Source organism: Sphaerisporangium rufum (genome assembly GCF_016863395.1).
Lineage (GTDB): Bacteria > Actinomycetota > Actinomycetes > Streptosporangiales > Streptosporangiaceae > Sphaerisporangium > Sphaerisporangium rufum.
On the sequence record NZ_BOOU01000047.1, the window covers coordinates 14,102 to 26,928 of the forward strand.

4 protein-coding genes are annotated in these 12,827 nt (G+C 76.1%); 1 reads left to right on the plus strand and 3 read right to left on the minus strand.

Going from position 1 to position 12,827, the window contains the following annotated elements; genetic code table 11:
• Positions 1-2 precede the first annotated feature (2 nt).
• Positions 3-557, plus strand: a complete 555-nt coding sequence (locus tag Sru01_RS16615; RefSeq protein WP_203985744.1) for a YbaB/EbfC family nucleoid-associated protein — start codon at positions 3-5, stop codon at positions 555-557.
• Here Sru01_RS16615 and Sru01_RS16620 read toward each other — a convergent pair.
• The 3 genes from Sru01_RS16620 to Sru01_RS16630 are packed head-to-tail and all read right to left on the minus strand — an operon-like array spanning position 536 to position 12,811.
• Entirely contained in the window at positions 536-1,159 is a 624-nt protein-coding gene (locus Sru01_RS16620; protein ID WP_203985747.1) for a hypothetical protein, read from the minus strand. The two genes, Sru01_RS16615 and Sru01_RS16620, sit on opposite strands and share 22 nt — an antisense overlap.
• Positions 1,160-1,199: 40 nt before the next feature.
• Positions 1,200-1,742, minus strand: coding sequence for a hypothetical protein (locus tag Sru01_RS16625; protein WP_203985750.1), 543 nt, complete (start codon positions 1,740-1,742; stop codon positions 1,200-1,202).
• Positions 1,739-12,811: a hypothetical protein gene (locus Sru01_RS16630; protein ID WP_203985753.1), complete on the minus strand. Its 11,073-nt coding sequence runs from the start codon at positions 12,809-12,811 to the stop codon at positions 1,739-1,741. The genes Sru01_RS16625 and Sru01_RS16630 overlap by 4 nt, the downstream gene beginning before the upstream one ends.
• Between the last annotated feature and the right edge of the window lie 16 nt (positions 12,812-12,827).

The following is a 12,827-nucleotide window of genomic DNA, read 5'->3' on the forward strand; positions in this document are numbered from 1 at the left end:
CGATGATCGGGGACAAGGGTAGGGGCAGGGCCGTCGACGGGTACGCCTACGGGGACGAGGACGGGCCGGACGACGCGGACCACGACCGGTTCGTCGAAGGTCTGCCGGCCCTGGCCGCGCGAGCGGCCGAGGCGGCCCGCGACTGGGCGGCGCGCGAGTTCACCGGCCCGGCCGCCGACGGGCAGGTGGTGGCGACGGTGGACGCCTTCGGCACGCTGCGCGGCCTGGAGATCCACGTGCTCGCCCGGCGCCGGCTGGACAACGTGACGCTGGGCGAGGCGATCGTCGCGGCGGTGCGCGCCGCCGAGTCGGCGGCCGCCACGGCCCACCGCGACCTGCTCGGCACCCTGCGCCCGCCCGGCCCCGGCCCCGCCCTCGCCGACCTGCTCGCCGCCGGGCCCGGACCGGCCCGGACCGGCACCTGGCTGAGATCACCCGGCCGGGGAACCGGCCGCGAAACGGCGACCGTGCCGCCGGACGAACCCGTCCACGCTCTTCCGGCACGACCCGGCGTCGTGCCGGATGGCGCGGCGGGTCAGGAACGACCGCCGGTGTGATCGAGGATGACGTCGGCACGGGCGCGCTCGTAGGCGGCGATGTCGCGCTCCAGTGCCTCGCGGGTGAACAGCTCTGGCTGCTTCTGGCGCACCGCCTTGCCCATCGGGGTCCAGAACGCCGAGAGGGGCACCTCGGCCGCGCCGGCCGGCAGGAACCGGGCCGCCTCGGCGGCCGAGTCGCGGGCCGCCTCCCAGCCGAGCATGACGCCGCGCACCCGTTCGGCCGGCCCCGCGCCATCAGGAACGGGGTCGCCCGCGTCGAGGCGTAGTTCGTCCCGCAGGGCGGCGCGCGCGTAGCCGCCGCTCACGGCACGCCACTGGCCGGCGTCGATGATCGGTGAGGCGCCGGGCCCGTACGGCAGACCGTCCCGGCGCGCCGCGGCCTCCGCGCGGTAGGAGACGACGATCTCGAACACCAGCGGAAGCCCGAGCGGGCGGCCATCGAAGCCCACGGTCCAGGCGTCGGGCCCCTCCGCGCGCGTGGTCCGCGCGTCGTAGTCGCCCGCGGTCCGCACCGGGGCGTCGTCGCCCGCCGCCTGGCTCGCGGTGAGCGTGACGTACAGGTACGCCTCCTGCAGCGTCCTGGCGCGCAGCGGTGCCATGCCGCTCCTCGGGCTCGGGGCCACCGACCTGCTTCCGACCCTACCGCCCGGCGCCGGGCCGGTAGCGGCCGGCGATCCTCCGGTAGGTGTCCCGGACGACCAGCAGGCGGTCGAGGTCGAACCGGCCGGGGTCGGTGCCCCGCACCTCCCGCCCGCGGGTGGACCAGAAGGCGGAGTCCGGTACCGCCCGCTCGCCCGGCGGGACGAACTTCACCACCTCCTCCATCGCGGCCGTCGCGATGTCCAGCGCCTGCCGCGCGGCGGCGTCATCGCCGGTGGGAACGTTGCCGGCGGTGAGGTCGGCCACTAACAGCCACTCGCCCGCGTCCAGGAGCTGGGACGGCTCGGTTCCGCCGAAAACCGGGAAGCCGGGGGCGGTGACCTCGTGCTCGGGCAGGGCGAACAGGTATTGCCGCCGGGCTCCGCAGCCCGCGCACCGGCCGGAGTAGCGGACGGCGGCGCCGCCGCCCGCGTCGACCAATGCGTGCTCCCAGGTGGTGTCGACCGAGCCGCAGTTCTCGCAGGGGTTCAGGTCGAAGTAGAGGTGGGCCTCGTCCCTGGTTCGGGCGACGGGGAGCGTCATCCGGCTTCCTTCCTGATGGCGGCACGCGGTGGCGCGACAAGTACCTGACCAGGCCGGATCAGGTCCGGATCCGGGCCGATCGTGCGGCGGTTGGCGCGATGCCAGGCACGCACCCCGTCCCCGATCTCACGCTCACTGGCATCGGGTCCCAGCCACTTCTCCACGATTTCCCGCAGCCGATCGCCCTGGGACACCCTCACCCGGTAGGGCGGCGGTCCGGTGGCCGGTCCGCCCGGCGGCGTGGACCGCCCGGATGGCGTGCCCGGTGATGTGGACGGTGGTGTGGACGGCCGGCCGGGCGTGGACGGCGAGTCCGAGGGCATGGCGGGCGGAGCCGGCCGACGTCCGCATACGCAAGGCCCGTCCGGCACGCACGCGCATCCCGGCTCCTCCGGCGGGAACCAGCCCGTCGAGTTGGCGATGCGGCGCATCCGCGCCCAATCCACCGGCTCGCGCCGGCGCGGCTCGGGGAAGGCCGGCCCGCCGCCGGGCGGTGGCCCCGGCGGCGGCACCGCCGGGCGCAGCGGCGGTCCGGCCGCGTCGCCGTTGAGCAGCGCGGCGATGCCCAGCCTGGCCCGCCCGTCAGGCGGGTCCGCGGCCGGTTCCGGCGCGGCGGGCCCGGCGGCCGGCGGGCCGGCGGCGCGCGCCGGATCGGCGGCCGGTGCCCCGGGCGAGGTCGAGGCGGGTGGTGCCGCCGGTGACGCTGAGGCGGCGGGCGGCGCCGCTGAGGGGTCGCCCAGTAGTGCCGCGATGCCGAGCGCGCCACCGCCCGGTGCGGCGTCCGGCGCGCGCGCGGCCTGCCACGGGGGAGTGGGCGCGACCCGCCCGCCCGCCGTGATGCGCCGGGCCAGTCCCTCCAGCTGGGCGCGCAGCGCGGGACGGTCCGCCGGGTCGGCCGCCGTCCACCTGGCGGCCACCATGACGTACTCGTCGCCGCGGGCCTCCAGGCAGAAGTCCTCCGTCGGGGGCGGCGTGGCCGCGGGGTCGGCCAGGGCCAGCGGGCGGCGGATGATCCCCTGAGCGGAGCCCTGCCGTCGGGCGGCGAGCTCCCGCAGTGAATGGCCCGCCTCGTGCCGCATGGCCCGCGGGACCATGGCCGGCGGGATGTTCTCGTCCAGGATCATGATGTGCGGGTTCTCGGCACTGCCGGCCGGCGGCCCGCTCGGCTGCCCGGTTCGCGGCTCGGGCGCGAGCACGGTCTGTGCCATCCGGCCGGGCGGCAGCGAGCCGAACTCCACCCGGTAGTGCTGGTCGGTGAGCGGGCCGCTGCTCAAGATCAGCGGCGAGCCCGCCGGCCAGTCGGAGCGAAGCCCGCCGTCGAGGTCCGCGAAGTCCTGGACGATCTTCCAGGCCCGGCGGGCCTCGGCCTCGTCCAGCGGGCCGTCGGCGGGCGTGCGGCCCTTGGCGAACCCGGAGCCGGGATCCACCGGCGCGGCGATGCCACCGATACCGACACCGCCGTGTTCGGAGCCTTGCTGGCGCATCGGCCCCGGACCCCATAGCGCGCCCGGCTGGAACTCCGGCTGTGGCCTGGCCGGGATGTCCAGCCCGAGGGCGGCGAACCGCTCGATGACGAGCTGGTTGAGATTGTTCGGCGCGCCGGCTTGGTTGAACAACACTCGTAGGTCGATCCGGGCGGCCACCGCGCCGAGCAGCAGCTCCGGGCGCAGTGCGGCCAGCCGGTCGGTGTACCCGCCGTCGTCGGCCCCCCACCGCGGCCGCGCCGTGGCCCGCCCGTCGGCCGCCATCAGCCTCCCCTCCGGGGTGGCCAGGTAGCCGTCCGCCCGGCCGGTGGGCCGGCCGTCCGGTCCGAGCCGGTCCACCCGGAGCAGGACGTCCCGGCCCAGCGCCCGGGAGACCAGCCGCGCCCAGTGCGGCGGCAGCGACTCGGTGTACCGGTCGGCCGACGCGCCGAGCAGGACCGTCGTACCGGGCTCCGCGATCTCCGGCAGCCGGACGCGCAGTTCCTCGACCACCGCCGCGACCGAGTTCGCGTCCACCCGGCCCGGCTGGACGCCCACGGCGGCCAGCACCTCCGACAGGTCCGGCCGCGCCGGGCCGGCCGGCCGGCCGAGCATCGCGTGCCCCAGTTCCTGCAGCACCTGCCCGGCCTGCCGGCCGATGGCCGAGCGCCACCCGTCCCGCTCCGCCTCGGGAGCCGAGCCGAGACCGTGGCCGGTGCCGGTGTCCAGCGCTTCCTGGGTTTCGTCGAAGTCCGGGCCGTGCATCTGGAGGTAGATCTCCCCGGCCACCGGTTGCGGAACCGGTGACGAGTAGAGCAGCCGCTCGGTCCCGTTCCGCCGGGTCCGGTGGACTTCGACGGACGCGTGGAACATGCCGGTGAACCCGGCGGTCAGCCTCTTCTGCGAGGTGAACATACTGATCTCGCGGCGGATGCCGCCGTTCTGCGAGACCCGGTCGGACCCTTGCTCGCCGACCTGGACACCCTCGCCGGTCCCGGTGTGGTCCTGGCCGGTGGAGACGGAACCGGTCGGCGGCGTCAGCCGGCCGCGCTCGGTCGCCGTGGTGTAGGTGTCCTCCTGGCGGCGGATATCCCCTAGCTCGCCCTCTTTCTCCGCCAGGCCGACGGCCAGGTCGGTGTCGGACAGCCGGAGCTGTACCCGCACCTTGACCATGTGGTGGGGCTTGCCGGGTACGGGGAACGGAAGCGTCACATATCCCGCGTCGTCGGCCAGGTTGCGGAGCTGGGCGGTCAGCGCCGTCCGGGACAGGGCCGCCTGGACGAGCGGCAGGAGCTCCTGCTCGGGGGCGTCCGGCGGCAGCTCGGCCGGCGGGATCTCGGCCCGGGCGCCGAACAGCACCCTGCGCACATGCTGGAAGACCTGGTCGGCCAGGTCGTCGGCGCGCACGTCGGCGTAGAAGACGTCGGGGGGCGTGGCGGGCCGCGGGTCGAGGGCCGGATCGGGCCGGTCCGGCGACGGGTCGTCGATCGGCCGGGTATACCCGTCCGGTATCAGGCGGTCGGCCGTACCGACGAGGGTGACCGTCGCCGGGGCGGGCGCCGGCTGCGGAGCCTCCTCCGCCGGGGCCGGCACCGGATCCGCGCCGCGCAGCCAGGCCAGCAGGCCCAGCGGCTTGGGAACCCGGAGCCACGGGTGGTTGCGGGGCAGCGGAAGCAGTTCGGCGGTGAACGTGAACCGGATGTCGTGACGGATCAAGTCGGCGCCGTCGAAGCTGCCGGTCCGCTTGATGCGGGTGCCCTGCTTGCTCCTGGTCAGCGACCGGAGGTGGGCGCGGTCGGTGCCCAGGCCGCTCCCGAGGCCTCCGCCGCCCAGACCGGACCACATTCCCCGGAGCGATGCGCCGCCCCCGGTGGTCCAGCCCTTCATGCTGTTCCACACCTCCTGCAGGTAGTGGTAGATCTGCCGGAGCATGACCACGGTGTCGTTACGGCCCACCAACCAGAAGCGCTGCCCGAACCGCGCATTGGCGGTGACCCGCACCATCTTCCACGTGCCGTCCGGCATCCGGACCGTCATCTCCAGGGGGTACCCCTGGCGGGATAGCATGTCGCGCAGCTTGCCCCGCCAGTTGTCACCGGTATCACCGGCGAAGTCGTGGGTGATGGCGCGCTCGAGCTCGACGTTGTGCCGCAGCGCCCCCGGTGCCGCCCGCTCGACGGCCTCCAGCACCGCCTCCACCGGGCGCATGCGCGCGCCGTCCCCGCCCTCGCGGTGGACGTCGATGTGCTGCATGTTGGACTCGCCCATGCCGTCCCGCATGGCCCGCGGGATCTGCACCTCGCGATACCGGGCGGCCGGGGTCGCGTCCAGCACCTGGTCCAGCCGGACCCGCTGGCCGGTGGACTCGACCCCGGGCAGCAGGGCGGAGAGCAGGTACTCGTCGTCGTGCTTCGTCACCAGGCGGCTCACCCGCAGGTCGGCGTCCGGGTCGAGCGCGCCGGACTCGACCGCCGCCCGCGCGTCCTGGCGGTAACGCCGGACCAGGCGGCGGGCCACGTCCGGGACGAGCTTCAGGACGCCGGTGGACTGCCGCTCCACCGCGTCGGCCACCACGGCGAGCGGCAGGTCGATCTCGTCGTCGACGTACATCTGCAGCAGGTCGTGCTCCGGCGTGAGATATGTCATCGTCCGGCCGGGCAGCGAGAACGGGGGGGCCGCCTCCTGCTCGGGCACGCCGACCTTCCTGACCCTGATCTGGTAGGTCACGTCCGCGCCGGACACCGCCTGCAGGCCGGTCTTGATCACCATCGGCTCGTCGCCCTGGATCAGGGTCATGGTGTGCGCATCGGTCCTGGAGCCGGACACCGCCCCGCTGACGCCCCCCTTTCCGTGATCGCCGTCGGTGTGCAGCACGCCGTCGGTGGACCCGTTCCCCCCGCCGGAGCGGGACACCGACGTGCCGGCCGAGACGCTGTTCAGGCCGAGGATGATGTCACCGGTGGTCGGGTGGATCATCACTTCGATCCGCGACCGCCCGACCTTCACCTCCACGCTGATCTCGTAGCCGGCCACGTTGAGCGGGTGCGGCGTCGACATCGAGCAGGGATTGGCGATCGTGGTGAGGTTGCTCGCGAACTGCGCCACCGCGTGGAACTCCGGCGAGCCGGGCCCGAACCGGTCGGGCAGCAGCCGGAGCAGCGCCTCGCGGACACCGCGCGTGTCCAGGCGCAGCAGCTGCGAGCGGTCCAGGAGTTCACGCGGCGTGTCATGCGGCTTGTCCGACAGGGGTTCGTCCATGGGCAGCAGGTCCGTCTGCACGTTCATCCGGGCCCGCACCGGCCGGCCGCTCAGTTCACCGGTCAGCAGCGCCGCGGACCGTCCGCCCCGCTGGTGCAAGGTGACGCTCATGGCGTACTCGCCCCGGAACCCGGCCATCGGCTTGGTGCTCTCCAGGAGCTTGACCGCGTTCAGCGTGCTGCCCCTGCTCCAGCCGGCCCCGAACCCCCGGCCGGCGCCGCCGCCCACCGAGAACCCCGTCCAGCGGAACAGGGCTCCGGTCGCCTTGGCGGTCAGGGTGAGCAGCAGGTCGAAGGTCAGGCTGCGCGACCGGTTCCGCGAGCGGACCGTGGTGTTGGACCCGATGGGCAACCCGACGTAAGGGTCACCGGCACCCCAGGCGCGGTACTTCCAGCGGCCGATGTGCTCGAACCGCACCTCCAGGGTGTAGTGCTGGATGCCGCGGCCGGTGTCGAGCCCCATCAGGTGCAGGAAGATCCCGTCCTGGCCGACCCGGGTCTGCAGCGCGTTCACCTGGAACTGGTCGTGGATCTCCCGTTCGTTGTGCTGCTGGGCCTCCCGGCGGCGCGGGTCCAGCGAGTAACGCGGCCGCCCCGCCCGGTCGAGGTCCGGCAGCAGGTTCCTGCGGCGCAGCTCCGTCTCCACCTGCTTGCGGCGCTGGATCACGTCCGCCCGGTTCAGATAGATCACAGAGGGCGCGGCGCCACCGGCTTGGAGGAAGTCGGGCGGCCGGATCTCCTTGTCTCCGGCGAACCGGGGTCCGGGCGGCCGGCCGGTGCGCATGTCGTCCGCGAACAGCCGCCGGCCGTCCTCGTCGCGGAGCGGAGTGCCCTCGTCGTCGCGGAGCACGCCGGCGTCGTCCACCTCCCAGCCGTACCGTGCGGCGTCGCGCAGCGGCGTCTGCAGGATGTGCGTGGTCGCCGCGCGCACCGGTTCCGGCGCCGGGCCGTGGTCGGGGTGGAAGGTGACGTCGTGGTCGAACACCACCTCGTGCGCGTTGGTGTTCCCCAGCCGGCGCACCAGTGCCAGGATCGCCGTTCCGCCGGAGCTGAGGCCGTCGGTCACCGACCAGCCGTACCGCACGCCGGCGACCAGCCGGCCGAGCATCCCGCCCGGACCGTGGCCCGTCGGATCGGCGTCGGTCACCCCGGCGCTCAGCTTGAGCCCGGCCGATCGGGACACCGAGAAGGCCGAGGTCGCGCCGGAGAACAGGACGCCGAGATCCTCCATCAGCTGCTTGGGGGCCAGCCGGGTCAGCAGCCGCGGCCGCGGCCGGGGGGTGCTGCGGATCTCCAGCTCGCCGACCCGCCGGCCGCCGTCATAGACGACCCGGCGCATGACGCCGGGGTCGCCCAGCTGCGGATCGCCCACCGCTTCGTGCAGCCGAGACGGCAGCTCGTCGACGATGATCGTGCGGATGTGCTCGCGCGCCCGATCGCCGACCTCGGCGTGCGGTCCGAGGCCGATCACCGTCCGCTGCGCCATGTCCTCCATGCCGGTCGCCGCCAGGCTCACGTACCGCGGGAACGGCGCGTCCCCGACCTCGCTCTCCGGCAGCCGGAAGGTCCGCTCCGGCGGCGGCTCGGTGTGCGCGTGCGACAGCCAGATCCGCACCGCGTCGTCGCGTCCTTCACCGATGCGGGTCACCGGCGACCACTCCAGCGCGGGCGGCGTCGCGTCCGGCGGCCGGGTCTCGTCCACCGCCGCGGCGATCCGGGCGCCGAGCGGAACCCGGCCGCCGCGCGATGACACCTTGTACACGATGCGGGCCCGGTACATCCGTGCGTCACCGCGGTTGTCGGCGACCTGGCCAGGCTGCACGTACTCCGCCGAGCTCGTGGTGGAGGAGCGCCCGAGACCGATGTCCGGTGCGACCCCGAGCACCACGTACTTCATCCACGCCTTGACCATCATCCACACCGGGCGGTCGTCCAGCAGCAACTCGGCGGCCCTGGCCAGATTCGACTCGGCGTTGAACCCGAAGGCGCGGTTGACGGTGGCCGCCACCCAGCCGCCGCCCTGGGTCAGCCGGCCCTGCATCATCTGCGACGACCGCCGCCCCGGGTCCGCCACCTCGACCGGCTCGCCGAGTTCGGCGTGGACGAGCACCTCCACCTGGGTGTGCCCGGCGCCGGCCCGCAGGATCACCCCGTCGCCGGCCAGCTGGTCGAGCCGGGCGCCGAGCTCCCACAGCAGTTCCTGGACGGTGTACCGCCGGGTGGACCCGCGCTCGGCGAACCGCCGGTTCACCTCTTCGGTCAGCTCGGCGGCGTGCGCGAGCCTGCTCACCGCGATGCCGGCGGCCAGCAGCTCCTGCTGCGGGCGGGCCAGTTCGGCCGCCTGCCGGTAACGGGCGAACGCCTGGCCGGCCGACTCCGCCGCCGCGGCGACGCCGGCGGCCAGGGCCGCGGCTGCCGCTAGATCGTCGGCGGCGGCGACCTGGTCCACCGCGGCGGCCACGGCCTGGTACGACGCGCCGACCTCGATGATCGCCCGCAGCGCCTGTCCATGCCTGATGGCGGCGCGGCGGTAGCGGGCCGCGACGGTGCGCTGGTAGGCCGCGTCGGCGGCGTACGTGCGGCTCCGGTCGTCGGCCCACCTGTCGTCCTGGCCCTTCGCGACGCGGGCGTTCTCCTCGGCGGCGCGGGCCGCGGCCAGTGCTTTGGCCATCTCGTCGCGGTTGGCCCGCATCAGCGCGCGCCGCGCGGCCGCCGCCCGGTCGGCCGACTCGACCATCCGCCGCACGTCGTCGGCCAGCGCGGCCACGGCGGGCGCCGGCGCCGCCTCCCGGGCGGGAGCCGCCGCGGCGGCGGTCGCCTGGTCCGGTGCCCGCGTGGCCGCGTCACCCGCCGGTTGAGCCGCCGGGGCGCCGGCCGGTGCCGGTCCCGGCTCGGCGGCGGGGGAGGGCGCCGCCGCGTGCACGCGGGTGGCGTCCCAGGGTGGGACGGGGCGCGGGTCACCGTGCTGCAACATCTCCAGGCCCAGCGCACCGATCTGCCGCTGGACGGCCTGGCGGTCACCGGGCGCGGCCGCGGCCCACCGGGCGACCAGCCGCCGGTATTCGGCGAGCCGCGCCTCGGTGCGCGCGTGGCGCTCGGCCCGACCCGTCGCGCCGGTCGGATCGGCCAGGAACATCCGGATCACGCCCTGGGCCGGCCGGCCGTCCGGCACCGGCCGCCCGGCTTCGGGGGCCGTGCCCTCCGGGGAGCCGTTCGTGTCCCCGGTATCAGGAGCGGCGCCGGCCGGGGTGGCGGAGGTACCGGCGAGATGTCCGGGCAGCCCGGCCACCCGGCGGTCGATCTCGCCCCGGATCCCGTCCAGGACTTCGGTGCGCACCTCGTACAGGCCGGCGGACGACCGCCCTGACGACTCGACCATCGTCACCTCGGCCAGCCGGGCGCCGGCGTCCTCCAGCCGGCCGGCCCGGATCTGCCGCCACCGGCCGCCCACCACCTGGCGTGCCATGTCGGAGGCGACCGCCACCGCTCCGGGGCGCGCCTCGGCGAAGCGGCCGAGCGCGTTCAGCGCACCCTCCATCGGTGACACCAGGTGCGCGGCGCGCGCGATCGCCTGGCCCAGCCGGGCGGCGGCCGTGGCGGCCAGCGCGTCGCCGTGCGCGCCGTCCGCCGCCCGCTCTCGCAGGTGCCGGTCGATCCGGCGCACCTCGTCCGCGGGGATGTGGTGGACCCGGCCGTCCGGGCCGGTGAACCGGACGGTGCCGTCCTGCAGCGGCAGCGCGTCGGAGGCCACCACCGGCAGCATCTCGCTGATCGCCGCGGTGGCCCGCCGACGCACCTCGGGGTCCGCCACGTCCATCCGTCCGGCGTCCGCCGCCGGGGCCTGCGCTGCCGGTCGCCCGGTGCCGGGCGGGCCCTCGGGGGTACCTGTCTGGACCGCCGAAGGGGCACTGGACGACGCCGTCCCCGGAGCGATCGCGGCGCCGGGGCCGGCGGCGACGCCGGTCGCCGGATCGGGAACCGCGCCCGGATCGGGCGCGGCGCCGGCCGGGACCGGGCCCGGCGCGGCGACCGGGCCGCCGGGGGACACGCCGGCGGAGGCGTTTCCGGCCGTACCGTCCGGCACGCTTCCGGCCGGAGCGGCCAGTGGGTCGCCTGGGGCGCCGGCCGGTGCCGGTCCCGCCGCAGGGGAACCGCCCGCCACGGTGCTCGCCACCTGGGCGGGGCCGGGCGTGCCGGCGGCCCCGGCCGGAACCGCCGGCGCGGATGCCGGTCCGCCGGCCGCCGGGGTCACCGGCGATGCCGCGCCCCCGGGCGCACTCCCGGACGGCGGCGTGGCGCCGGGCTGAGATCCGCTTGCCGGTTGGGGCACGGCGCCGGCGCTTCCGGAGGCACCCCCGCCCGGTGTCGCACCGGCGGCCTGGGCGGCGGCACCGGCCGGCGCGGCGACGGGAGCGGCGCCACCCGGTTGCCCGGCGGACGCCGGGCCGGGCTGGGCCGGGCCGGCGGCATGCGGCGCGGTGCCGGCCGGGCCGGTCGCGGCGCCCGCCGGAGTGGTCCCGGGAGCCGGTCCGCCGGCGTTGTCGGCCCGGCCGGCCTCGGGCACGGCCGGGACGGTGGCCGGTGCCGAGCCGCCGGGGGTGTGCTGTGGTCCGGCGCCGGAGTCGGCCCCGGCCAGGGCCGGGCCGCCGCCGGCCCCGGCCAGGGCCGGGCCGCCGCCGGCGCCACCGTGGCCGGAGCCGGCCGTGCCCGGCTGAGCGGCGGCGGCCGCGCTTCCTTGATCAGGCCCGGGCGTGCCCGCCTGGGCCGGACCGGCCGCGGCTCCCGGGCCGGAGCCGGCGCTACCGCCGTCCGGCCCTGGCGCGGCCGGAGCACCGGCCATCGGGCCGGCACCCGCCGGTGCCGCGTTCTGCGGGGCACCGCCACCGGCCGTGGCGGCGGACGCCGGGCCGGTCCCGGTCGCCGGGCTGGAGCCCTGCGCTCCCGGCGGGCCGGTACCGGCGGCCGGAGATGCCGGATCGCCGCCGGGCGCGGGCGCGGGGTCGGTACCCGGGGCGGGGCCGGCCGCGGGTCCGTTCGCGGCACCAGTACCACCGCCCGGGACCGCCGCCGGGGCACCGGGCGCCGGCTGAGGCGCGGGGGCGGGGGCGTTCTGGGTGGCGAACGCCGCGTTCTTGTCGGCGACGATCTGGTCGGCGTGCTGCAGCGCGCCCATCGGGTTGATGAACACCGCGTTCAGCACTTCGGGGCTCACCGGGCTGATGGTGCCGGCGCGGCCGGCGCCGCCGAGGAAGGCGCCGCCGATACCGTCCAGGCTCACCGCGTGCAGCGGGTTGAAGTCGCCGTAGACGGCGTTGCCCGCGTAGTTGGCCAGCGGGGAGATCGCCACGTTGACCGCGCCGGTGTTGATGGCCTTGCCGGGCCAGCGCTGCACGGCGGCCAGCGTGCCGTCGGCCGTGCCTCCCCAGTCGGCCACCCGGCGCAGGCCGGGGGCCGCGTTGACGAACCGGGAGACCGGCGCGGCCATCTTCACGCCGACGGCGCCGCCCACCGCGCCGCCCACGCCGGCGGCGGCGAACTCGCGCAGATCCCAGCCGGACCGGGTGCCTTCCGACCGTTCCTGCCACTGGGTGAGCCCGACGGTGAGCAGCTCCTCCAGTGACTCCTCGATGACCTCCTCGGTGAGGCGCCGGACCGCCGGGCGGGCCGCCAGTGCCGCCAGCCGGGTGCCGGCGGCGGAGGCGCCGAACCGGGTGGCCGCGAACCGGGCGGCCACCCCTCCGCGGGCCGCCTGTATGCCGAGTTGCCGGAGCACGGCGCCGATGAAGGAGCGCAATGACGCGCCCGCGGCGGCGGCCAGCGGGCTGGTGGCTCCAGCGGTGAGGCAGGCGCTGATGAGCGAGATGGCGATCGCGGTGACGGTCACCCAGAACGCCATGTTGATGGAGATCTTGGCGTGCCGGGTCTGCCGGGCGAACGCGTCCACCTGCAGGGCCAGGCCGTGGTTCCACTGGGCCAGCCCCAGCAGGCCGGACTCCTTGCTGCGGTACAGGGCCTTCCCCTGCTCGCGCATCAGCGTGGTGGCGTTCTCGTGCCACAGCGAGGGGTCGATGACCGCGTCGTAGGCAGCCGCCCCTTTGCCCGCCGCCGCGGCCATCCGGCGGCATTGGTCCATGTGTTCGCAGGCCAGCGCCCACAGGCCGGTCTCGGTGCCGGCCGGCCAGTTCTGCCCGGCGGCGAGCATGGAGATCAGCGTGTCGAGCCAGGCCGGCAGTGATTCCCCCCAGGCCGGGGTGATGTCACTGCCGGCCATCCCGCCCAGCGCGGGCAGGCCGGTCGCCCCGGTGGAGTTGGGATCGACGCCGCCGGCGCCGGCCGCCCTGCCGCTCACTTCTCCGTGTTCTCGG